The organism is Arthrobacter liuii, from assembly GCF_014639275.1.
GTDB classification, from domain to species: domain Bacteria; phylum Actinomycetota; class Actinomycetes; order Actinomycetales; family Micrococcaceae; genus Arthrobacter; species Arthrobacter liuii.
In genome coordinates, this window is record NZ_BMFW01000021.1 from 51,310 (window position 1) to 73,804 (window position 22,495).

Here is a 22,495-nt window from a genome sequence, read left to right on the forward strand (position 1 = left end):
CATGGCCGACTGCAAATGGGGGGACCTAGGCTGCGGCGTCGGAAACGCCATCTCCGATCTGACGAACGACGCGATGAACAACATGGCGAAGGCAATCATGGAAGGCATGAGCCAGATGGTGACGACTCTGTCGACTTTCTGGGTCTCCATGCCGACGGTCAACCTGACGAGCCATGACGGGACGGCGGCCAGCCCGGTTGTTTCCATGGTCAACGGCGAGCTCATGGTCTGGACTGTCGCCCTGGCCGTCCTCGCGGTCATCATCGGCGGTATTCGCATGATCTGGGAGCAGCGGGGAGCACCCCTGAAGGATCTCCTACGCTCACTGGTCACGCTGACGCTGGTGTCCGGCTTGGGCCTGGGGGTCATTTCGATTCTCGTGGTCGCTGCGGATGCGTTCTCGGCCGCGATCATCAACCGCTCGACCGACGGTAAAGGCTTCGCGGACGCGATGAAGCTTCTGGTCATGACCAACCAGACCGGCGTCGGGGTCTTCATCCTCATCATCCTGGGACTGATCGGATTGCTGGCTTCCCTCGTCCAGGTCGTGCTCATGGTCGTGCGGAGCGGGATGCTGGTCATCCTCGCCGGCATCCTGCCCACGACCGCCGCGTTCACGAACACGGAGATGGGCAGGCAGTGGTTCCAGAAAGCTGTCGGCTGGACGATTGCTTTCATCCTCTACAAACCTGCCGCGGCAATCGTGTACTCGGTGGCTTTCCTGCTCATGGGGAGCAGCGGGAAGAACGCGCTTATCGGCTCAATCACTGGATTCACGCTCATGGTCGTGGCGCTGTTCGCCATGCCGGCGCTGATGCGCTTCGTGACCCCCATGGTCGGAGCGGTCGCCTCCGGCGGCGGCGCGGGAGCCGGCGCCGCCGTAGGAGCTGTGGCCACCGGTGCCGTGTCCATGGGTCGCAGTGGAAGCGGACGCGGCAATGCCGCCCCCACGCCGGCGAGCTCCAACCAGCCGGGCTCAACCCCGAAGGGGAGCGACGGGACCCCCGGCCCCAAGGGCAGCGGTGGGAAACCAAACCCCGGCTCGGCCGGTACTGCGGGGGCGCAGGGGGCTGCCGCCGCAGGAGCAGCTGGAGCTGCAGGTGCCGCCGGAACGGCAGGGGCCGGCACCGCTGGCGCGGCAGGTGCCGCGTCGGGTGCGACGGCAGCAGCCGGCCCGGCTGGTATGGCCGTGGCAGCAGGAACACAAGTAGCGTCCCGGGTTTCCCAGGCCGCCCAACAAACCGCACAGGACTCAACCGGGGAGGGCCCCAGTGGCAGCAATTAACACCGAATACAAAGAACCGTCCTACGGCAACTGGCGCGTGCCCCGCTCGGCGGGGCTGGGCAACCTCGGCGCCATCGGTACCGGCATCGTCATGGTCGGTCTGCTGCTGGGCATCACGAGCTTCGCTATTTGGGGCCTGCTTCCCGGCCTCGCGGTCCTCGCCGTCGCCGGGATCAGTGCCCTGCTGCTGACGGTCAAGGACAAGCATGGCCAGTCCATTGTTGACCGCACCGCGACCCGGATGAGCTTCCGGATCTCCAAAGGCTCGGGCACCAACCTTTACCGCTCCGGCCCTCTGGGCGTCACGCAGTGGGGCATGTACCAGCTGCCAGGACTGGCCGCGAAGTCCACGTTGTACGAATTCTCCGACTCCTACAAGCGTCCGTTCGCCCTCCTCCACGTCCCGGCCACGAACCACTTCACCGTCATCTTCTCCACCGAGCCCGACGGCGCGTCCCTGGTCGACCCTGAACAGGTCGATGCGTGGGTGGCGAACTGGGGCGGCTGGCTCGCCGGCCTCGCCGACGAAGCCGGCCTGGACGCCGCCGCCGTCACTGTCGAAACCGCGCCCGACTCCGGCTACCGCCTCCGCAACGAGGTCGAGATGAACATCGACCCGAACGCCCCTGCCTTCGCCCAGGCGATCCTGCGCGAAGTCGTGGACACCTACCCCGAAGGCTCCGCCACCGTGCGGGCCTGGGTTTCCCTGACGTTCAACGCCTCCCTCCGGTCTGGATCAAAGAAGCGCACCCCCGAGGACGTCGCCCGCGACCTGGCCTCCCGCATTCCGGGCCTCTCGGCCCGGCTGCAGTCCACCGGCGCCGGCATCGCCCGGCCCATGTCCGCGCAGGAACTCTGCGAGGTCGTCCGGATCGCCTATGACCCGCCGGCGGCCCTGATCATTGACGAAGCCCACGCCGCCGGTTCCCCTGTCTCCCTGAGTTGGGGCGAAGTCGGCCCGACCGCGACCCAGGCCAGCTGGGACGACTACCGCCACGACAGCGCATTCTCGGCATCCTGGACGATGACCGGAGCACCCCGCGGTTCCGTGAACTCCTCGGTGCTCTCGCGTCTCCTGGCCCCGCACGGGGACATCGACCGTAAGCGCATCTCCCTGCTGTACCGTCCGATGGACTCGGCCCGCGCCGCGGCCGTGGTGGAACGGGACCAGAACAACGCCAACGTCCGCATCACCTCCGGGACCCGCCCCTCCGCCCGTGCCTTGGTCGATGCCCGGTCCGCCGTGCAGACCGCGCAGGAAGAAGCCCAGGGCGCGGGCCTGGTGAACTTCGGCATGGTCGTCACGGCCACCGTCACCGATAAGGAACGCCTCGCGGACGCTGTCGCGGCCATCGAGCAGACCTCCGGCACCGCCCGTGTGCTGCTGCGCCGGGCCTACGGATCCCAGGACACAGCCTTCGCCGCATCCCTGCCCCTGGGACTGGTCCTGCCCAAGCACAGCATGGTGCCCTCCGAGATTAAGGACGCCCTCTAATGGCCCGCATGCGCCTTTTGACTGCAAAGAAGTCAAAGACAGTAAAGGAACCTGCGGCGCGTCCGGAGAAGCGTCCCGCCCGGGACGCCGGCCCGGGCGCGCGCGGCTGGACCGGACGCGGCGGCGGCATGGCCGCTCTCGTTCCCTCCGTCACCGAATACCGCGGCACCACTGTTCAGGTCTGCGGTCTGTGGCCGTTCTCCTCGGGCGCGTCCTCACCCATGATCGGTGTACCGCTGGGCCGGCACGAGGAAACCCAAGCCACCGTCTGCTGCGACCCGATCAGCTGGTTCCAGCGGGCCCGGCTGATTTCCAACCCGTCCGCATTCATCCTCGGCAAACCTGGCCTGGGCAAGTCCACACTGGTCCGCCGCATGTTCCTGGGCCTCTCCGCACAGGGCGTCAACGCCCTCGTCCTGGGCGACCTGAAAGGTGAGCACGTCAAAGCAGTGCAGGCCCTCGGCGGGCAGGTCATCAAGCTCGGCCGCGGCGTCGGGTACCTGAACATCCTCGACCCCGGCCAGGCCGTCGAAGTCGCCCAGCGACTCGAAGAGGCCGGCCACCACGAGGCCGCCACCCGCGTCCGCGCCGACGCTCACGGCCGCCGCCTGAACATGGTCGTCTCCCTGATCACCATCAGCCGGAACAACCCGCCCACCGACCAGGAACAGACCATCCTCGACCGCGCCCTCCGAGTCCTCGATGACCGGTTCGACGGCGTCCCTGTCCTCAAAGACCTGCTCGACGTCATTGTCTCCGCCCCCGACGAGCTGCGCCAGGTCGCGCTGGACCGCGGCGACATCAACGTCTATCTGAAGGAAACCCGGGCGCTGGAGGCCACGCTGCTCGGCCTGACCGGCGGCGGGAAGCTCGGCGAAATCTTCTCCCGCCAAACCACCAACCCCATGAGCCGGGACCGCGCCGTCGTCTTCGACGTCTCCACCATTGACGAGACCGAAACAGACCTGCAGGCCGCCGTGCTGCTGGCCTGCTGGTCCTACGGCTTCGGTACGGTCAACGTCGCCAACGCCCTCGCTGACGCCGGCCTGGAACCACGGCGGAACTACTTCGTCGTCCTGGACGAGCTGTGGCGGGCGCTGCGCTCGGGCAAGGGGATGGTCGACCGGGTCGACGCCCTGACCCGGTTGAACCGTTCCGTGGGTGTCGGGCAGATCATGATCTCCCACACCATGTCCGACCTGCTGGCACTGCCGGCAGAGGAAGACCGGATGAAGGCCCGCGGGTTCGTTGAACGCTCCGGCATGGTCATCTGCGGCGGCCTCCCGGCCTCCGAGATGCCGCTGCTGACTCAGGCAATCCCGCTCTCGCGGCAGGAACAGCAGAAGCTCATCTCCTGGCAGGACCCGCCCGCCTGGGACTCCCGAGGCGCCGACGTCGAACCCCCGGGCCGGGGAAAGTTCCTCATCAAGGTCGGCGGCCGCCCCGGGATCCCGGTGCAGATCGGATTGACCTCCATCGAACGCGCCGAGGGCCTGAACGACACGAACACACGCTGGCACGAAAAGGTTGAGAAGTTCGCGTGAATTTTGACGCTTTCCGCGCGAACCTGAGCATCCCCGGGGGCGCAAGCGGGTGTTGGTGCTCAGGTTCGGGGAACCTGTTCGCCCTCAAGGGTGAGGTCCGGGTGCTCGACGGTGTTGAGGTAGCGGGTGGCGCCTTCGACGCTGAGCCCGAAGAGATCGCAGATGCGGCGGATATCGCCGCCGGTGGCGTGGATCTCGTGCAGGATACGGTCCTCGCGCAGCGCCTGGGGCCGCAGCGTCAACCCGTTCCAGGGGTACTGCCGACTGACGGGCAGGAGCCTGGGCGCCGTACGCCGGTTGATGAGCAGGTGCGGGTTGGCACTGCTTGGCCAGGTACGGTTGCGCTGGTCGAGCCAGGCTGCCAGGCGGGTTCGCACGGGCGCGGCCAGCGGGATGTCGCGGGTGCCCAGTACAAGATGTCCGTCGCTGATGTCGGTGAGCCGCAGCTCGCTGAGCTGTTTCTTAGTCAGCGCGTGGAAGGCGACCAAGGCAACCGCGAGGGCGACCACCGGGTTCGGGGAGTTCAGCTCCTCGCGGATCACTGCGGCGTCCAGAGCGAAAGGGATAGTGCTGCCCTTCGGGGACGCCTTCATCCCGCGGGTCGGATTCGCGAAGATAAGCCGGCGGCCTTTGAGGGTCGTGAAGAGCGACTTGAGCCCGTTCCCGGCGACGTGGCGGCGGACCCTCGTTTCGTCCAGCGCGGCTGTGATGTCGGCGCGGGTGATCTCGGCGAAAGACTGAAAGCCTGCCTCGGCCCAGGCGTGGATGATGGGTTCGATGCCCAGGATGTGCGCCCTGATGGTCCCTGGGTCGCGCGGGATCTGCCGTGGCGCCTGGTGGGCGCCGTTGGTCAGGACTTGCAGCCACACATCGAGCTGGTCCTTCATGACCGGCGGCAGGGTGCTGGTCTTGGCGGCGAAGTAGCGTTCGATCCGGGTCGGCCGGTCCTCGATGAGCAGTCCGGCCGCGGCCAGAACGTCGATCGTGGAGATGACGTTGCCGGAGTATTGGCGCAGTTGGAGGACATCGGTGGCGCGGATCTTCGCGGTCGGGCTGAGCCGGAAACCCTGCAGCAGCCGAAGCGACCGGGTCACGTCGTTGCGTTGCCGCTTGCTCCAGCCGGCCCTCTGGGCGTGTTCACGGACGATGGCGGCGCAGTAGCGGGTCAGGTCTCTGTCTTCGAGGCGGGCACGCGCTGCGATGACCTCGGGATCGGGCGGCATGTCGAACAACGTCATCTGCACACCGTGGTCGGCGCCGGGCACGGTGGTCTTGTCCCGCCGCTTCCATGGGGCGCGTTGTTCCGGGCTCAACGCTGGTGCGCCCCGGCGTGCGGAGGTCATGTTGGCGAAGAAGAGCTGGTGCCCGGCCTTATTCGCGCCGGCCAGGTCCAGGCCATGTCCGGGCTCCTGGAGCATGCGGGCCTGTTCCAGACACAGGCGGCAGGCCCGTCGCTCCCCGATACGGGCCGCGCGCCCGCAAAAGTCGCAGATTCCTTCCGGGTTGTGGGAGCGCCACCAACGACACTGCCAGCACGTCCAGTTGTAGCGGCGGTAGACACCCCACGCCAGACAGCCCCTGCAGGACCCTGGGTATTGCGGGCTGCCGGGATGGCAGCCGGCGCACAAGCCTTGGCTGAAGTAGCCCATGCTGGTGCCGCACTTGGAACACGGCGGTGCGATGAACGGGCCGCCGGGAAGGCAGTCATAGCAATAGTCCACCCGCGGGTGAACCCAGGCGACGCGGTTGATCTGGCAGCGGGGGCACATCGATGGCGGCCGCAGCGCCGCCGCCGGGCCCGGGGCAGGACTCACAACAGCCCTGCCTATAGGGGCGGCTCGGACCGCGGCCTGCCGAATCTCGGCGTGACGACCGGCGATACCCCGCCATTGCCGGCGCCGTGGTCCTGGTTATTGCCATTGACGGTCTCGGTCGCGCGTGGACGACGTGCAGCGACCTTGTCCGGCTCGGGACTCATCAGGTCCGTCGGTGAGCACTTTAACACTGAGCAGAGCACGTCGAGCTCCTCGAGTCTCATCGTCGCCGGTGTCCCGGCCCACCACGAGGACATCTTCCCGGCGCTGATCTCCAGCCCGGCATCGGCGAGCATCCGGCGCATCTGCGCCGACTTCCAGACCCCGCGTTCGGCGGCTCTGATCCGCAGGTTCCACAACACGGCCTCATCCTTCCTTCTGTGTAGGTCCGAAGCGGGACTCGACCCGCTCATTGGCGTTCTTCCAGGCCAGCTCGACATGCTCGCTGCGCACGTGGATGTAACCCGAGGTAGTCGCGAGCCACTGATGCCCCAGCAACTCCTGGAGGGCCTTGATGTCCATCCCGGCCCCGTACAGCGAGGAAGCACAGTAATGCCGCAGAACGTGGGGGGTCATCCGACCCGACCATGCCGGCAACCACTGCTCGACCTGCAACCCCAGGCTGCGCCGCAGCGCGTTGCCACCGACCCGGCCGCATCGCCCCAGCTCGGAATCGAACCGCTCCGAGGGGAGCAAAGGTGCATCGGGATGAGCCCAATCCTCGCCGTACTGGTGTCGCACCTCGCCCAGCCACCAGTCGATCAGCTCTGCCGCGCCATTGATCGCCGGGACCAGGCGCGGCTTCGGGCCACGGCCCTGTGCTCCCTTGCCGAACCGGACATGGAGCTTGCCGAACCCGCCCAGGTCCGGGCGCCAGTCACGGATGTCGAGCATCACCGTCTCGTTGATCCGCAACCCCAGCCGACGCCACAGCGACGCAGCGAAGTAGTCCCGCGCGGCGGGCAGATACTTGCGGGCCTGCGGGATCGAGTGCCGCCAACACGTAAAAAACGCGTCGATCTCGGCATCCGACGGCGGCACTCTGATGTTGCCCAGCGACGCCCCGGACTGGCGGTTGAACTCATCGATGGGCTGCTCGACCAGCACCCCGGCCACCCGGTGGATCCGGCCCTGATAACGGCTGATCATGAACTCGTAAAACAACGCCAGTGTCCCTGCCTTGCCGGCCCGGGTGCTCACACTGCGACCCAGCCTGCGCTGCTCGGCCAGGAACCGGTCGGCGTCCTGGCAGGTCGCCGCCCACAGCGGGCCCGTCGCCGACCGGGCGAACTCAATAATCGTCGCCCGGGTATTGCGGATATGCGAGTCGCTCAAACCAGCCGCTGCCATCGCCAACGCGTACTGGTCAACGATCTCCTGCTCGAAATCCTCGGCCGCCTGAACACTCCAGAACGCCGGATCCATGGCGCCGCCACCGGGCAACGCCACCAGCACCATCAGCTACCAACTTCAGAAGGAGCGAGCATGCGTCGACATTACGCCCAAACCGTCACTCTCGTCGCTGGTGATGTCGATTCGGGCCCCAAGGGGCTCCGAACCGACATCACCAGCTCAAACGCGAATCCCGGCCGCAGAACAGGCCAACGAACCTGAGCGAATAGAGATACCCGCAGCGCCCTTGATGGACCCCGGGGCCCAGGCCCCACACACTGGAGGAATCGCATGAAGCTCGCAAGAATTATAGCGAGAGCTAAAGAATGGATAAAAGCAGATCCCGGCGCCTGGTTCCATCGCACTGGGATAATGGCCCTATTTGGAACCGCCCTGACCGCTAACTTTGTGGTGGAGTATATTAATCAACGCAGTGTCACCCCAGCCGCTCCGATGGTGATACTTGCCCTCGTCACTGCACTGCTTCTCTCCCTCATCATCGTGGTGTGGGATCGCGCAGGGGAAAAATTTCTTATCGTATTGATTTTCGTGACGCCAGTCGCCGCCTTCTTAACAGCCTTCCAGTCACGGGACCTCCTAGCGGCCCCGGCGCTTCCGAGGCCCTCGTTGGCGCTGATGTTCTCCCTTGCGTTCACGGTAGTCGCCGCGGCTCTTACGTTCATTCTCTGGGGCATATACGGGGGTCGCGTCTACAACCCAGAAATCACGCCCGTTCAAAACGGCATAACGCTATTCGGCGTCTTGCTGTCTGCCATTGCATTTAATCTAGATCCAAAACTCGGACCTTGGATTGGCTGGCCAATAATCGCTGTCACGCTCTTTTCTTTAGCGCCAATATGGAAAGGCGAGGCCGAGATAAAGAGTCAAATAGCCGGCCTGGAGCGAACCATTAAAAGGTTAGAAGAGGAAAAGGCTGCCCTTGCCGCCAAGAGTATGCCCACTGATGGCAAGGGCACATTTTTTGGCAAAAGGAAAGGTAAGAGAAGGTGAGTGCACCGAACCGTAAAGGCATGGGCCTGGGGGATGCCATTCTGGTCTGGCTGGCAATCGGCTTCATCGTCATCGTTGGCGGCGGCGCGTACGCCGCCGTGCACATCGGCTCATGGATGGCTGGCTTGCCGACCCCTCCGGGTCACCCCATCGACCTGATCGCCGGCCTCGTGAAGGGCAAAGTCATCTGGCCGGACCAGGCGACCGTCGTTGTGGTCGTCATGGCCGGCCTGGTCCTCGCCTTGGCCGCAGTCGTGTTCTGGGCTTGGCGAAAAGGTGCTTCCAAGCGTGCCCGGGTCGACAAAGCCGCCCGGTACCTCGGCCGCGGCAAGAACCTCACCGCGTTTTCCGAAAAGGGTGCCCAAGCCACCGCAGACCGGCTGGGCGTCGCCGGCAAACCGGGCATTGTCGTGGGTAAGGTCGTCTCCACCGGACAGACGTTCATCCAGTCCTGGGAAGACCTGAGTCTCGATATCTGGGGGCCCCGTACCGGTAAGTCCACCTCCCGCGTCATGCCGGCGATCCTGGACGCGCCCGGCGCGGTCGTCTCTACCTCGAACAAGCGCGACGTCGTTGACGGCACCCGCGGCGTCCGCGCCGCCACCGCACCTGTCTGGGTTTTTGACCCTCAGAAAATCGCCCAGGAAGAGCCCGACTGGTGGTGGAACCCGCTCTCCTACGTCACCGACGAAGAGAAGGCCTACAAGCTCACCCAGCACTTCTCCGTCGGCTCCCGCGTCCCGGGCTCCAAGCCGGACGCGTACTTCGACCCCAAGGCCGAAGACATCCTCTCCTCCTACTTCCTCGCCGCCGCCCTTGGGGACCTGCCCATCACACAGGTCTATTTCTGGGTCACCGAACAGGTCAGCCAGGAACCAATCGAGATCCTGAAAGAGCACGACTACGAGCTGCAATACCGCGGCCTGGAATCCACGCTCAAACTCGCTGACAAGCAGCGCGACGGCATCTTCGGCACCGCCGAGAAGATGATCCAGTGCCTCAAGAGCCGCAACACACTCCGCTGGGTCGCCCCCACCGGAGGGGCCACGGTTGCCCAGGACGCCCGTCGGCAGTTCAACCCCCATGCCTTCGCCGCATCCCAGGAAACCATCTACATTCTCTCCAAAGAAGGTGCCGGCTCCGCCGCCCCGCTCACCACAGCCTTGACCGTGGCCATCGCAGAAGCCATGGAAGAACGGGCCGAGCGCAGCGGCGGCCGCCTCCCCAAGCCGGCGCTCTTCGCCCTGGACGAACTCGCCAACGTCGTCCGCTGGGCCGGCCTGCCGGACCAGTTCAGCCACTACGGCTCCAAGGGGCTGATCGTCATGGGCATCCTGCAGTCCTGGTCTCAAGGTGTCGAACTCTGGGGAGAGGCGAATATGCGGAAAATCTGGTCCGCCGCCAACGTCAAGGTCTACGGCGGCGGTGTCGCCGAAGAAGGATTCCTCCGCGCCCTCTCGGACCTGATTGGGGACTACAGCTACACCAACGTCTCCATCAGCTCAGGCAAATCCGGGTCCAGCCGTTCCCGCCAGGAAGGGAAGGAACGCATCTTCGACGTCTCCAACCTCGCGGAGCTGGACCGCGGCCGCGCCGTTGTCCTCGCCTCCGGCGCCCCCGCCACCCTCGTCCGCACCATGCCCTGGTACACGGGAGCGCATAAGGAAGCTGTTGAAGCGTCCATCAAGCAGTACAGCCCCCGCCCCGAAGAGGAAGCTGTGCCGGCCGCTGCCGCTGCAGGCTCCAACCCCTGGGTCACGGGCTAAGAGGAGGCTGAAATGACTACCGAGATCGGACTGTTCGGCTCAATCGACGCTGAAACCCTCGCTTCGGCGGAGGAGCAGAAGGCACCGGAGCTGGTCTACGGCTCAGCCGAGGAATTTCTTCACGAACAGCTGCTTCCCACCTACGTCCGCGACGTCGACGGCCGCGCCGCCAAGTGGTGCATCGAGTGGTACTTCCACCCCGAAGCGGTCAGCCGGATAGAAGCCCTGTGGCGGGCCTGGGAGCACCTCAGGCTGGACGGGGCAACAGGAATCAGCGTCTGGTACAAAGACCACGCAGATCACCACATGAGCGTGCTCCTCGACCCACGCGGCCCCTTCTACAAATGCGACATGCAAAAACACCGGGACCCGGAACACCTCGAACCAAAGAGGGCACCGTCAGGCTGGTTTCCTGACGTAAGGCAGCAGCTGGCCTGACTTACGCGCCCTTCGGAACCGGGAATCCCCGATGGATCCCCGTTCGTCGAACGAAGGCCGTGGTGGAATGGATCGTGCCAATGACTCTGAGCGACCTTCAAACCGGGATCCAATCCCTCAACTTGCCGTATCGAGAAGTTGCGGACCGGTTGAGTATCGAGGACCCTTCGGCGTACGAACGCGTCATGGACGTGCTTCTCATTTGGAACGATGCCTTGAGCGAGGACTACGCATTTCTTTCAACCTACGAAGAGTCGGTACTGCACGGTGAGAAGCCCATCAAGGACCATACCGAAACAGTGGAACAGCTGGGTGCGGCTCTAAAGAATCTCGACGCAAAAAACATCGTTCTCTGGAGTGGCTACCTTCTGAACACCATCCGCCAGTACCTCTCCAAGGTGGGTCAGACGACCTTGGATAGGTCCGGTCGATATGAGGGCGAGGGGCGCAAGGAAGAAGCTCTCGAGGCCCGGAATGATCGACGCAAGGCGAAGCTACTCGAGACCCGGATCGAGCAAGCGGAGCTCTCCCAGCACCTTCGGGCAGCCGTTGCCCATGCAAACGCAACGGTCCGAGAGGTCGAGGCAGCGGCTGCCAGCGCACTGGTTGTGTCAAGTAGTTCTGGACCCACTGTGACGGTTCGATTTGAGCCCACCTGGTGATGCTTCTGGGATTATCGTGGGTATGGTTTCTTCCGGCTTGCCCGAACTCGATATTGCCCGTGCGCGCCGCTGGTGTGCTGGGCGGGTGCCTGCCAGGTTCAAGGATGAGATGCGGGTGGAGTGCGATGTCGCTGCCCGTCACATCACGATTCTTGAATGCCGCCCGCCATGGGATGAGAGCGGGGAAACGGAATGGTCGCGGTTCCCCATAGCCCGGATGTCTTTCACGAAGAAGACAGGGCTATGGACCTTGTTCTGGCGCGACCGGAATCTGAAGTTCCATCAGTACCGGTTCCTTGCTCCCAGCCCGAGTCTTCAGGTCCTCCTGGATCATGTGGATAAAAGCGGGGATCCCATTTTCTGGGGATAGCAGCCGGGGGTATTCATTCAACCTGCCAGCTGCTGGTTTTTGGTGTGGGCCAGCCGGTAGGAGTCCGTTCCGGTTTCGATAATGGTTCCCTTGAACGTGAGCCTGTCAACGATCGCCGCGCAAAGCCGGGGGTCCGTGAAGGTCTTGGTCCAGCCGGAAAATGATTCGTTGGTAGCTATGGCCACGGACGCTTTCTCCTCGCGTTCGGTGAGGACCTGGAAGAGCAGTTCGGCGCCACGTTTATCCAGTTCCATGTAGCCCAGCTCGTCGATGCACAGCAGATCGACGCGGCCGTAACGGGCGATGGTCTTGGCCAGGACCTTTTCGTCTTCTGCCTCGACCAGCTCATTTACCAGCCTGGTGGCCAGGGTGTATCTGACCCTGAATCCCTTTTCCGCGGCGGCCGTGCCGAGACCGATGAGCAGGTGGGACTTTCCGGTTCCCGAGTCCCCGATGAAGCACAGCGGCTGGCCTTTCCTGATCCAGTCGCCGGTCGCGAGGGTATTGATCGTGGCCTGGTTGATGTTCGGGTTGGCCTCGTAGTCGAAATCACCGAGCCATTTATCGCGCGGGAAGTTCGCCGCTTTCATTCTCCGTAAGGAACTGCGCCGGTCCCGGTCATCACAATCGGCGAGCAACAGCTCCGCGAGGAACCCCTGGTGTGAAAGCTGTCCTCTCCCTGCCAGGGCTTCCTCACGCACGGTTCTGATGGTCGGCAGGCGCAGCCGGCGGCATGCGTGTTCCAAGACGGCCATGGCGGCGGCTTGTGCTGTCATTCCGCGTCGGCGGCGCAGGGTCTGGGAGATGATTACCGGTGGGGTCGGGCTCATGATGCGTTTACGGCTGGGACGGGATCCGGGGCCGCGGCGCGGTCCGGGAGCCTGAGGAGCCGGTCGTTTGCTGCCATCGATGGCAGCGGCCGTCCGTCGGTAGGCAGGCCGTCGATCACTGCCGCCGGGTTTGCCAGGCGCCGCTGGGTGAGGCTAAGAACCCGGTGCTGAACAATTTCCGCTGGCACGGGGCCGCTCTGATCGGCCGGGCCCCGTGACGGGCCGAGTTCAGAAGCCGCCAGACGGGCTTCCACTGCGACGACATCGGCCGTTACAGCCCCAACCCGCAGGGCTGCGGTGATTCCGTCGACGACGTCCCGGGCGTCCACCGTGCGATGCAGGAGCAGAACATCGATCAGTTCTCTAGCCATGCTGCGTCGCCGTCGGTTTTCCTTACCGATGCCCAAAACGCGTCACGGGCCGGAGTGAAAACACCCCAAGAGCGGGCCTGGGACAAGGCGGTGGGGCCCGGCAGGGCACCGGGCTTGATCCGCAGTGCTTCCAGATAATGATCCAGCGGAACGCACTGCCCGCCCCTGGCAGCCGTGCGCGGATGGGTAGCGATCAGTGTTGTGCCGTCAAAGACCCGGATCTCTGTCGCCCGCAGTGAGACCCGCACTCTGCGGCCGATGAACCGGACCGGAACCGAATACCGGGCCGTCCTGACACTGATCAGCGCTGAGCGGTCAACCCTGGGCGTAAGCACCAGGCCCGGATCAAACCCTTCAACAGGTACCGGCGCCAAGAAAGGACGTTCAGCGGCGAAGTCCTGGCCCACGGTGTTGATCCTGTTGCCGATCCGCCGGCTGTCCTCACTCCGGTCCCACGCCCGGAGCTTCCCATTCAGCTCCGTCAGGGATTCAACGGTCGGCACCGGGGTCAGGAAATTCCGCCGGAACCTGCCGACCTCTCCTTCGACCCCGCCCTTTTCATGGGCCCCGGAGATGCCAGGCTCGCAGTAAAAGGCATCAAAACCAAAATGGGACCGGAAGAGCACCCAACGCTCGTTCTCCGTCCTCTGCCGGCCACCCCCGTAAAGGACCTTGGTCACCGCGCTGCTCAGGTTGTCGTACCGGATATGCCGCGCCGGGATCCCGCCGATCACGTCGAACGCGTCGATATGACCCTCCAGGAAAGCCTCTTGGCCGCACGTCGGATAAACCCGATGGACTGCTTTGCCGGAATGAGAGAGCCGGAAAGCGAACAAATAACACCTGGTCCGAACCCCGGCCAGATCCACCCACACGTCCCCGAAATCAACCTCGGCCTCAGCACCGGGTGCGTGTTCCTGAGGAACGAAGGCCTCCGGTCCCCGCCCGGCGCCGGCCTCAATCTCCACACGCTTCACCCGGACATAATCCCGGACAGTCGAATACGAAGCACCGGTAAATCCATGTTCATCAGCAAGCCGGGCGAAAATCCGCCGGACCGTATGACGCTGCTTCCTGGGCGCCTGAAGGTCCTCGGACAGCATCGAATCAATCAGGACCTTGACCGGCTCCAGCTGACGGGCCACTCTCACCGGCGTCTTCCGCGGCGGCGGCTCCGCCGAATCCAACGCCAACCGCACAATCCGTCGCCCAACTCCATGACGGCGGGCCAGCGCACGAATAGACAGCCCCTCCACCCGTGCGTCCCGGCGAATTCTGGCGAACAGCTCCACTTTTGACCCCATCCTATGCCCTCCACCCTTGGAAACCAGATGAAAACAACGCTGGGGTGGGTCCAAATCAAACCGTCACAAGCTACCCGGCGAGTCGGCAGGTGGGCTCAAATCAAACCGTCACACCGGGTCCAACTCAAACTGCCACAACCAGCGCACAAACAGCCGCAGGTTTCGTATCTGGCGCAAACCTAACGAAGAGGTTCAGCCTCCTGTCGAAAGACCAACTCAGAACTGCACTCGTTTTTCGTGTGCTGACCGTCATTGGTGTCCTATGCGGCGTCGTTGGGACATTCCTGATCGCAGTCGAACCTGCGTTCTCTCACGGAACCGAAACGACAACTGGAGATGCAATTCTCCGAGTTTCACTACTAGGTGCTGTTTTGGGGTTAGCAACCTACTTCGGGAGACAAGCCGGGTATCACCGCGATCAGGGTACCTGGGCGAGGACGATCAAAGAGCAGTTGCTTACCTTCGACGGCTACGTAGAACCCCTAACGGACCAGGAACTCAAGGACCACCTCAGAGCGGCCTTTGCTAGCCGAGTATTCGGTTCCTCCCCTGAGTCCAAAGACGATCCCGGGGTGACACTGGGCTCGTCCTTCATGAGTGACCTGCTGGCAGCAGCTGGGAAGTCCACCAAACTCTGACTCGGCAATCGAAAAGGGGCGCCATCCGAAGGTGACGCCCCTTTCCCCTGCCTGCCAATCAACGGGACAGGCCGCCCTTCCCTCGCTGTGCGCCAACAGATGCCCCCGAGCGCGACTTACGGGCCTTCGTAGCGCCCTTGTCCATGGTCACGGCTGCGCTGGGGTGAGTACCCTCGCTGCGGGCTGCAACAAGCCGTCCACGGACCTGGGCTTCGCTCGCCCCAGCACCCTCCAGGGAGTCCGCGAACTTCCCTAAGTGCTCCGCTGAACCGTATCCGGCGGCCGACGCACTTTCTGCCTTAAGACCCTGATCTGTGAGTCGGCTGCTGTCGCTGCCGGTGACACGGTCCTCAATTTCGCGGCCGACGCTTTCCATGCGGGTGAAGAGTTCCTTCTCGGCCAGTTCGTACCGCTGTTCCATCGGGGCCCGCTCTGAGCCGGTGAAGCCGGCCTCGGCCAGGAGTTTGGTTTCGTGCATCTCCTTTGCGGCCTGGACGAAGCCGGGGTCTTCGAAGTGCTCGTTGCCGGCGCCGTTGACGCTTTCGGCTGTCTCCTTGCGGAGTTGGTCGATGTCTGGGCCGTTGATGCCGTCCTTGCCGATGAGGTAAAGACGTTCTTTCACGGTTGCGTCGGCGGCGTCTACCGCTGCGGGGGTTTTGGCCGCGTGGGCGATCTGCATTGCGGTCGCGAGTTCGGGGTCGGCCAGGTATTCGACGGGGACCTGGTGACGTTCCATTTCGGGGGCGAGCACAGCGGCTTGGGCGCGGAGGTCTTCGATGCTGGCTGCGGCGAGGAGGCTCATTGCTTTTTCGTGCTCGGCGGCTGCGGCCCGGGTTTCTTCCTGGCTGCGCGCAAGTGCGTCCTGCCGTGTGCTGTCAGTAGCGGCGTTCTGGATGCCGGCCTCGAGGGACGCGGCGTTCGTTGCGGCGTCGCGGGTGTCGATGCCGTACCGGTTGAGAACTTCCTGCCGGATCTTCTCCGCGGCCGCCAGGGCTGCGGGGTCGTGGTTCTTCCAGGCCTCGGCCGTTGTGTAGGCCGTGGCGATGTCCCGAGGCTGGGCCTTGTCCCACCATTGGTCTTTGTTGACCGGTGCGAGGGCCGCGCGTGCTGCGCTGCGCTCTGCTGTGAGGCGGGCGTTCGCCTCGTAGGCCGCCTGCGTGGCTGCGTGCTCTTCCTGGCGCTGGGATTCCTGCCGGCGGCGGGCCAGCGTTTCGGCGATGCGTGAGCCGATCATCAGCGACTGCCGCAGGCCGCCGTCCACAAGGTCATCCATTCCATCCGAGTCACTCATCGGCTTCCCCTTTGCACTAGTGGTGTTCGTCCTTATCGGTCCTGGCCCGGCCCGCTGTCGCGTCGGCTGGGTTGGAAAGTCTTCGCCGGCGTAGCCGACGTCGGTGTCTGCGGCACTGCCGATCCTGGGCGGATCGGCGCCACTCCGCGCCGGGCAATGTCAACGGCCCTGGCCGGTGCGGCAGCACCGGTCTCGGCTTGCTGTTCGGCGCCTACCAGGACTGGTTTCGGCATTGTGGCGGTGAACGGTGCCAGCTGCTGCTCGACGACTGCCCGGATGCGCTGGGCCTCACGGGTTCGTCCGGACTGCTGGTGCATTTCGTAGACCGCGAACGCGGTGTTGATCAGCTGGACCATGAGGGCTGTCTGCGCCGCAGACTTGTTCTTGCTGGAGGCTGCCATGAACAACATCGCCGTGCCCGCGATGGAGGGCAGAGCGACCGGCTTGCCGTGCTGGCGCGGCGACCGTAGCTGGGCCGTGCGGGACAGTTCCGCGGCGGTGGCGGCGAGGGGGCCGGGCGTTGTTTCCAGCCGGTGCGACCATGCTGCGAAGGCGCCGGAGACGTCCCGTGCTGCTTTCGCCCAGGTCGCATGATCGTCGCGGGGAATGGACCGCAACTGGTCCGCCAGGGCGGTCGCATTCCGCGTGCATTCAACCCACATCTGTTCTGGCGGGGTTCCGTTTTCGGGACCGGTTTTGGAGACGGTGCGGCGGTTGCGGGCAGCTGCGTTCCACTCGGCTGCAGCGGCCGTGGCCAGCTGAGGTGAGTCCATCCAGTTCTCGCGGAGCGCGCCGAGCTTCAGGTCCGAGGCGAGGGTGCCGCCACCGAACCAGATGGGCCGTTGTCCTGGCTTCGGTCGTTCGGCCACGGAATAGCCGACGATGACGTCTGTGGTGTTCTTTGCGTAGCGCGGACGCACGAGCAGCCCGGTGTCGCGGGCGCGGCGGACGAACTCGTCTTCGGTCGCTGAGGCGCTTGCGCTGGCGCGTACCTTTCGTGCCAGGGAGGCCCGGTGCATCTCGCGCTCGTCGCGGACAGCGGTGGCCTTCTCGGCGCGGTCGTAGCCGCGGGTGGCGTGCACGCTGGAGAGCTGCTCAAGTCCGTACTTGACCTCCAGCTCACGGCAGGTCTGCTGTGCCCTCTTGTAGTCGCCGTGGGTCGATGCTTTGGTGCCGTCCTCGCGGATTAGAGACACGGCCAAATGGATGTGGTGGTTACCGTTCTCACTCGTGCCGTGGTTGATCGCTGCCCACCGGCATTGCGCTTTGCCGCTGGCTTGGGTGAAGCCCATGGCGTCCACGAAGTCGTTGGCGATGTCACCCCACTGCTGGTCCGTCAGCGAGCCTTCTTCGGCGCACAAGCTAAGGGAGCAGTGCCACACGCTGGCGTCCTTGTAGCCCACGTGAATGCGTTCCTTCTTGGACGCATCCCACTGCATGTCTTTGATCTGGACGGACACTCCGTACGCCTTGCGTGGCTGGTCCAGGTGCTTCGCAATGGCCAGGGCGTCGTCGCGGTCCAGGACGCCGTCGTCGTACCACGCCATGATCGCGGCGTCGCCGGCGACCAGGTGCGGATCGGTGTGTGCGTTCTTCGTCTTGTTCTCATCGGTCGACGCGAGGTAGACCATGAGGCCGCTCATCCGGGAGCCGCGGGTGATGTTCGGGATCATCCCTGCATCAGCCCTTCAATTGTCTGGTCAATACGCATCGCCACGGACCGGATGTGCTTCAGCGCTTCCCGCGCTTCGGCAGGGAATTCACCGGTCGCGTTGGCCTGCCGGGCGAGCTGATTGATGTTGTTCGACGAACGAGCCAGGAGATTGTGCAGAGACATCAGCTCGGCGATAGCGGCGCGTCGCTCCACCGTCGTTTCCTGCGCCTCCGAGAGCGCGGAACTTATCAGCAAGTTCGGCACAGTCACCTTGTCCCGGGCGGCGCGGGCAACCAGAGCCGCTTCCTCTTCGGCAGTGACCCACAGGTCACGGCGCTTCTTCGTCCCAGCGGGCGAATTCTCACGGCGGCGGCGCGACAGATTGAAACGGCGGGGAGCTTGCTCATCCGACATTCAATCCATCCCTCCCCTTGGCCCAGCGCAGCGACCCCGAACCGGGGACCACACTCTCAAGTGTGCCGCACCCGACCGCCAGTGTCGAGCGCCCCAAGCCACTTACACCCGTGTAAGTGTATAGCTTGCTCCGTCAGATTAAGTCTTCGCTCTCTGGTCACCCCCGGCCGTGGTGCACTTCCAATCGACCCCTTTCGGCGTGTGGTCGCTGCGGACTCCCGTCGGACCCACGCGCTAGGCTGGAGGCATGGCAACCATCGACATTGAACAGACACGCAACCAGGCCAAAGCACTACTTGACTCCCGTATCGAGTCCGTCACGGACCTGGTCAGGACGCGGCAGCGGATCGCTGACCTCCGCGAGCAACTTGCCGAGGCAGAACGCGAAGACAAGCGCGCCTATGTACGCGCCACAAAGGACGGCTGGAGCCCGGAGGAACTGAAGAAGCTGGGCCTGGAATCGGCAGCGGCCGGCCGCCGCCGCAAGAACGCCGCACGCACCACAGCGGCCGCCACCGACGCCGCCTCCGGCGGCGAAGCCAGCGAGGAACAGTAACGTTCCCCTCGCCCACCTGGGCACGGCAAAAGCCCAACCGCTCCGCTGCTTTTCCCGCACACAGGGGGACGACGGGACCCACCTGACCGGCTGCACACATCCGCCAGAGAACCACATCCCGTCAGCCCGCCACAGCGACCGGCGGCCGTGCACAGCCTGGACCGCCAGTGGTCGCCACCGACAGAGTTTCCCATGGTCCAAGACACGCTCTTCCGGCCGATGGCCGTGAGAACGGCTGGGTCTTTTCCAGCCGTAGACACAGCGGTCGAAAGGGCCTTCATCTTTTTTGAGTACCTTGCTCAGTCGTCTTCGGTGACGTGATCCTGGGGAATCTGTCCAGCGGCGATGCGTTCCGCAGTCTTGGCGAAAGCGCCTTCGATGTAGGCGGCAAGATCACTTTCCCGGACCCTCCAAATCCCGCGTCCACCAAATTGGCCTGCAGGAAGTTGCCCGCTGCGGACCAGGGCGTAGACCAGGCTGCTCTTGACGTTCAGGATCTCCCGGACCTGCTCCAGCGTCAGCATTTTCGACAGACCCGGAGCCGCTTGGGCGGCTGGCATGTTGTTCGCCTCATCAGTCCATTGACCCATGCTCTACTCGTCCTCGTTCCGGTGTCGCAGCTCGTCCCTGGTGCGCTGTCCTCTGCGCAGAGACCCCGGCGGAACGGGGTCCCACTTCATACCCTGGTTGTGTTTGTGCTGAAGGCGTTTCACTTCCCGCATCGTCGCCCGCACGATGAAGTCGGACACGCTCGCATCCCCCTCGGCCGCTCCGGCGGCAAGGAACGCAGCACGGACCTGGCCCGCTTCGTCCGCGCTGAAGTAAGGGGTGAACGCAGCGGTCTTCCTAGACGGCACGAAGGTCCCGCGGCCACGCGTGCAGGGTGTCCAGATAGCCGGGGCGCAAGGTCGGGATGCCATCCTCGCTGAACCGAATATCGGAGTGCTGGTGGCTGCCGCCGGCGTGGGCGAACGCGGCCAGTACGAGGTCCAACAGTTTCCGGTCCAGCCCCGGCAGGGTATCGCCAAGGACCACAGGAACGTCGGCGCCGAGGGACGCTGCTAGCTGCAGGAACCGGCCCTCCCCGCCCGAGTACGCTCCGGACTCGGCATCCTCGCCGAGAGCTTCGAAGTCGATCCAGGCGTTCTCTTTGTAGCCTTCAGGAGACGTGCCGGCGGCGTGCACCCACGGGTAGCCGATGGCGGCGAAGCGGCCCTCGAATGCACGCAGCAGAAGCTCCGTGGCGGCCTCGAGAGTGTGGGAGCCTTTGGCCCAGGCGCGGAGATCATCTTCGTGCGTCATGGTCTTCCTTCGGTTGCATGTCGTTGTGGCGGTTGGGTGCAGCGTACCTGGAGGCTCGGACCGCGGTTCGTTAGTCGGCATGGAGGCCGGCGGTGGAGGGCGTGATGCTCCCCTCCGGGTTGGCGGTCAGCCCGAACCAGAGCTCGTCGTCTGCGTAGGCCCGGCTGCTCAGGACGAACTGGTCCGCCGGGTGAGTTTCCTCGTGCCGACGGTCGTCTTCGGCGGCGTCAGTATCGGCCTTCGGGGAGCGTTGGACGTGTGCTGTCGCGTAGCGCAGCGAAGCGCCGATTTCCTCGACGTCGAACTCGACCACGGTGCGCAGCTCCCCCGCCTTGGTCGTGAAGGTGCGCGGCTTCAATACCCCTGTGGCGATGACCCGGACTCCCTTGCCCAAAGACGCTGCGGCGTTCTCTGCCGCGCCCCTCCAGAGGCTTGCCCGCAGGTACAAGGTCTCCCCATCCACCCATGCGCCGCGGGCCTGGTCGAACGCCCGGGGTGTGGATGCGATCGTGAAGTTGGCGACGGCCGCGCCGGCGGGGGTAAACCGCAGCTCGGGATCCGCAGTGAGGTTCCCGGTGACGGTGATGCTGGTTTCCCCTGACATAAGAGCCCTCCCCTGCCTTTCCCGGTTCAGGCTTCGGTGCCGTGGGATTCGATGGCGATGATCTGTTCGATGCCGCCCGGGTTCAGCCCTGACCAGTGGTTCTCCGTGCCGTCCCTGTCGTAGACGACGACGGGAACCTGGGAGTAGCCAAGATCTTCGGTGATGTACTCGAAAGCGGCCTGGTTGGTCGTGACGTCGACCTCCCGGAAGGGTACGCCGGCCTCGGTGAACTTCTGCTTGGTCTTGGTGCAGCCAAAGCATCCGGCGGGCTTGGTGTAGATGGTCAGAGTCATTGTTCAGTCCTCGGTTTCGTATCACTTCAGTTAGGTTCGTCTGCTTTTCCAGCTACCTCCATTCTACCGCGCATTCATGTGAATGAAAACGGTTTTTCCCTTTGTTTTAGGCATTCTTGGCTACCAGCGAAGGTGAGGAAGGCAGCTTTGGAGTGCTGGACCTGGTTGCATTCACCGTCCCTGCCGAAGACAACTCCCCCTCCGGAATGGGCCGGACCCGGACGCTCAAGTCTTGGACCATGAGAAAGGTATCCGGCGCGCCGGTCGGCGCATGGGCTTGAAAACTAAGCATGCTTGTTATTAGGTTGGTGTCAGCTTCTCCGCCCATCCCCCATTGAGACGGGGAAGCCTTGGAAACGCCCCGCGGTCCCCCAGTGCTGCGGGGCTTTTCGCTATCCAAAGTCAGGTTGAAAAAACGAACGGCAAAGGAGTGGGCAGTGGCTCAGGGAGACATTGAGACGTACTACGAAGATGGCCAGTGGAAGAACAAGCGCGAGGGCACTGATCGGGCCTTCGGCGCCGGCTACAGCACCAAAGAGGATGCGGTAGCGGCTGGCCGCGAAGCCGCCCGGGCCGACAAGGTCGAGCACATCATCAAAAACCAGGACGGCGTGATCTCCGAAAAGAACAGCTACGGCAACGATCCGAGGAACGTCCCTGGCTAAGCCAAGGAGCTGCCCTAGGGCAGCGACGGACAGGAGGGAGGGGCCGATGGATGGCCCCTCCCTTTACAATTCAAATCCGCTGTTGCGAGTCTGGTCGTGGGTAGATCAGGAGGGTCCGGCAGAGGCCGGGTGGGCTTGGGGTGGCCTTCCGCTGCCTGGGACCGGGTTTCTGGGTCGCCGGTGACATCGTTGCAGGTGAAACGGGGAATCTGCGGTTAGATTTCATGTGGCGGGGCACTGTTTCCGCCCTCACGCAGAACTAAACCGGGGGAACTCATTTTGAAGACATCGTTACGAACACTCGGCCTGCCCATCATGGCCTTGGCATTGTCACTCTCAGCCTGTGGCGCACCCGCCAACACAAACCAGGCAACACCCCAGTCCTCGGAGACCGCTACTGCAGCCACGGCTCCTGAGACGACAGCCGCAGCTCCCGTCCTGAGCGTCTCCGACCAGTTCGCAAAGGATGTAATGGTCTCAAAACCCTTGGACCTGAGCGGCCTGACCATGCCTGACGACGTGAAGTCAAAGTTCCCCGACGGAGGGGCCGGTGTGCCTCAGGCGCTAGAGAAATACATCGCCGCAGCCACCTATCCTGAACTCCAGAAGGGTAGCCACCTCAACACTGTTGCCGACTACCCGCTGTTCGAGAATCTCCGTCCCTTGACAAGGGACTGTCCGATAAACGGTGTGTGGGGTCCGGCGGTTTTCATTAGTGGAAGGTTCTTTCGAACCGGCCAGCGAAGGTGATCGCGAACGCGTTGAGCGCAGGCTTCCACCTCATCACCCAGCGTGC

At 64.2% G+C, this 22,495-nt stretch carries 24 protein-coding genes and 1 pseudogene; 12 read left to right on the plus strand and 13 right to left on the minus strand.

Features of this window, described 5'->3' with window-relative positions:
* The first annotated feature begins 1 nt into the window (after position 1).
* The 3 genes from IEW19_RS16925 to IEW19_RS16935 are packed head-to-tail and all read left to right on the plus strand — an operon-like array spanning position 2 to position 4,324.
* The gene (locus tag IEW19_RS16925) at positions 2-1,285 is read left to right on the plus strand and encodes a TrbL/VirB6 family protein (RefSeq protein ID WP_188572764.1); all 1,284 of its coding nucleotides are present in this window, start codon (positions 2-4) and stop codon (positions 1,283-1,285) included.
* The gene (locus IEW19_RS16930) at positions 1,272-2,780 is read left to right on the plus strand and encodes an SCO6880 family protein (protein ID WP_188572765.1); all 1,509 of its coding nucleotides are present in this window, start codon (positions 1,272-1,274) and stop codon (positions 2,778-2,780) included. Before IEW19_RS16925 ends, IEW19_RS16930 begins: the two co-directional genes overlap by 14 nt.
* Positions 2,780-4,324: a helicase HerA domain-containing protein gene (locus tag IEW19_RS16935; protein ID WP_188572766.1), complete on the plus strand. Its 1,545-nt coding sequence runs from the start codon at positions 2,780-2,782 to the stop codon at positions 4,322-4,324. Before IEW19_RS16930 ends, IEW19_RS16935 begins: the two co-directional genes overlap by 1 nt.
* A gap of 59 nt (positions 4,325-4,383) precedes the next feature.
* Here IEW19_RS16935 and IEW19_RS16940 read toward each other — a convergent pair whose 3' ends face one another.
* The 3 genes from IEW19_RS16940 to IEW19_RS16950 all read right to left on the minus strand — a co-directional run bounded on the left by IEW19_RS16940 (position 4,384) and on the right by IEW19_RS16950 (position 7,596).
* Complete coding sequence (locus IEW19_RS16940) at positions 4,384-5,742, minus strand: site-specific integrase (protein ID WP_229748540.1); 1,359 nt, start codon at positions 5,740-5,742, stop codon at positions 4,384-4,386.
* A 407-nt stretch (positions 5,743-6,149) separates the two neighbouring features.
* Complete coding sequence (locus IEW19_RS16945; protein WP_188572767.1) at positions 6,150-6,500, minus strand: helix-turn-helix domain-containing protein; 351 nt, start codon at positions 6,498-6,500, stop codon at positions 6,150-6,152.
* 4 nt (positions 6,501-6,504) lie between these two features.
* Positions 6,505-7,596 carry a tyrosine-type recombinase/integrase gene (locus IEW19_RS16950; RefSeq protein WP_188572768.1) on the minus strand — a complete coding sequence of 364 codons (1,092 nt, stop codon included), beginning with the start codon at positions 7,594-7,596 and terminating at the stop codon, positions 6,505-6,507.
* A 225-nt stretch (positions 7,597-7,821) separates the two neighbouring features.
* On the opposite strand from IEW19_RS16950, the gene IEW19_RS16955 reads away from it, so the two are divergent.
* The 5 genes from IEW19_RS16955 (at position 7,822) to IEW19_RS23960 (ending at position 11,777) form a co-directional block, all read left to right on the plus strand.
* On the plus strand, positions 7,822-8,541 hold the full coding sequence (locus IEW19_RS16955; protein WP_188572769.1) for a hypothetical protein: 720 nt from the start codon (positions 7,822-7,824) through the stop codon (positions 8,539-8,541).
* Positions 8,538-10,307, plus strand: a complete 1,770-nt coding sequence (locus IEW19_RS16960) for a type IV secretory system conjugative DNA transfer family protein (RefSeq protein ID WP_188572770.1) — start codon at positions 8,538-8,540, stop codon at positions 10,305-10,307. Before IEW19_RS16955 ends, IEW19_RS16960 begins: the two co-directional genes overlap by 4 nt.
* A gap of 12 nt (positions 10,308-10,319) precedes the next feature.
* Positions 10,320-10,745 (plus strand): DUF4913 domain-containing protein, encoded by a 426-nt coding sequence (locus tag IEW19_RS16965; RefSeq protein ID WP_188572771.1) that lies wholly within the window; start codon positions 10,320-10,322, stop codon positions 10,743-10,745.
* A gap of 80 nt (positions 10,746-10,825) precedes the next feature.
* Positions 10,826-11,407: a hypothetical protein gene (locus IEW19_RS16970; RefSeq protein ID WP_188572772.1), complete on the plus strand. Its 582-nt coding sequence runs from the start codon at positions 10,826-10,828 to the stop codon at positions 11,405-11,407.
* Between the two features lie 22 nt (positions 11,408-11,429).
* On the plus strand, positions 11,430-11,777 hold the full coding sequence (locus tag IEW19_RS23960) for a DUF3024 domain-containing protein (protein WP_188572773.1): 348 nt from the start codon (positions 11,430-11,432) through the stop codon (positions 11,775-11,777).
* Positions 11,778-11,794: 17 nt separating this feature from the next.
* On the opposite strand, the gene istB is transcribed toward IEW19_RS23960, so the two are convergent.
* From istB to IEW19_RS17000, 5 genes and pseudogenes are all read right to left on the minus strand, one after another.
* Positions 11,795-12,607, minus strand: coding sequence for an IS21-like element helper ATPase IstB (gene istB / locus IEW19_RS16980; protein ID WP_188572774.1), 813 nt, complete (start codon positions 12,605-12,607; stop codon positions 11,795-11,797).
* Positions 12,604-14,282: pseudogene (istA, locus tag IEW19_RS16985) on the minus strand (IS21 family transposase). Before istA ends, istB begins: the two are co-directional and overlap by 4 nt.
* A gap of 696 nt (positions 14,283-14,978) precedes the next feature.
* On the minus strand, positions 14,979-16,211 hold the full coding sequence (locus tag IEW19_RS16990) for a hypothetical protein (RefSeq protein ID WP_188572775.1): 1,233 nt from the start codon (positions 16,209-16,211) through the stop codon (positions 14,979-14,981).
* Between the two features lie 32 nt (positions 16,212-16,243).
* A complete protein-coding gene (locus IEW19_RS16995; RefSeq protein ID WP_188572776.1) occupies positions 16,244-17,884 on the minus strand; it encodes a relaxase/mobilization nuclease domain-containing protein in 1,641 nt (546 codons plus the stop codon).
* Positions 17,881-18,279 carry a MobC family plasmid mobilization relaxosome protein gene (locus IEW19_RS17000; protein WP_188572777.1) on the minus strand — a complete coding sequence of 133 codons (399 nt, stop codon included), beginning with the start codon at positions 18,277-18,279 and terminating at the stop codon, positions 17,881-17,883. Before IEW19_RS17000 ends, IEW19_RS16995 begins: the two co-directional genes overlap by 4 nt.
* Before the next feature lie 247 nt (positions 18,280-18,526).
* Between IEW19_RS17000 and IEW19_RS17005 the strand changes: the two genes are divergently transcribed.
* Entirely contained in the window at positions 18,527-18,835 is a 309-nt protein-coding gene (locus IEW19_RS17005; protein WP_188572778.1) for a hypothetical protein, read from the plus strand.
* Between the two features lie 299 nt (positions 18,836-19,134).
* Here the strand turns inward: IEW19_RS17005 and IEW19_RS17010 are convergent, their stop codons facing one another.
* From IEW19_RS17010 to IEW19_RS17030, 5 genes are all read right to left on the minus strand, one after another.
* A complete protein-coding gene (locus IEW19_RS17010) occupies positions 19,135-19,395 on the minus strand; it encodes a helix-turn-helix domain-containing protein (RefSeq protein WP_229748541.1) in 261 nt (86 codons plus the stop codon).
* A 33-nt stretch (positions 19,396-19,428) separates the two neighbouring features.
* Positions 19,429-19,692, minus strand: a complete 264-nt coding sequence (locus IEW19_RS17015; protein WP_188572780.1) for a ParB family protein — start codon at positions 19,690-19,692, stop codon at positions 19,429-19,431.
* A complete protein-coding gene (locus IEW19_RS17020) occupies positions 19,682-20,137 on the minus strand; it encodes a hypothetical protein (protein ID WP_188572781.1) in 456 nt (151 codons plus the stop codon). Before IEW19_RS17020 ends, IEW19_RS17015 begins: the two co-directional genes overlap by 11 nt.
* A 70-nt stretch (positions 20,138-20,207) precedes the next feature.
* Positions 20,208-20,741 carry a single-stranded DNA-binding protein gene (gene ssb / locus IEW19_RS17025; protein WP_188572782.1) on the minus strand — a complete coding sequence of 178 codons (534 nt, stop codon included), beginning with the start codon at positions 20,739-20,741 and terminating at the stop codon, positions 20,208-20,210.
* A gap of 26 nt (positions 20,742-20,767) precedes the next feature.
* Positions 20,768-21,034 (minus strand): glutaredoxin family protein, encoded by a 267-nt coding sequence (locus IEW19_RS17030; RefSeq protein ID WP_188572783.1) that lies wholly within the window; start codon positions 21,032-21,034, stop codon positions 20,768-20,770.
* Positions 21,035-21,150: 116 nt separating this feature from the next.
* Here IEW19_RS17030 and IEW19_RS17035 point away from each other — a divergent pair, with 116 nt between their 5' ends.
* The 3 genes from IEW19_RS17035 (at position 21,151) to IEW19_RS17045 (ending at position 22,449) form a co-directional block, all read left to right on the plus strand.
* Positions 21,151-21,315: a hypothetical protein gene (locus tag IEW19_RS17035; protein WP_188572784.1), complete on the plus strand. Its 165-nt coding sequence runs from the start codon at positions 21,151-21,153 to the stop codon at positions 21,313-21,315.
* Positions 21,316-21,471: 156 nt separating this feature from the next.
* Positions 21,472-21,699, plus strand: a complete 228-nt coding sequence (locus tag IEW19_RS17040) for a DUF2188 domain-containing protein (RefSeq protein ID WP_188572785.1) — start codon at positions 21,472-21,474, stop codon at positions 21,697-21,699.
* Positions 21,700-22,170: 471 nt separating this feature from the next.
* On the plus strand, positions 22,171-22,449 hold the full coding sequence (locus IEW19_RS17045) for a hypothetical protein (RefSeq protein WP_188572786.1): 279 nt from the start codon (positions 22,171-22,173) through the stop codon (positions 22,447-22,449).
* Positions 22,450-22,495: the final 46 nt, after the last annotated feature.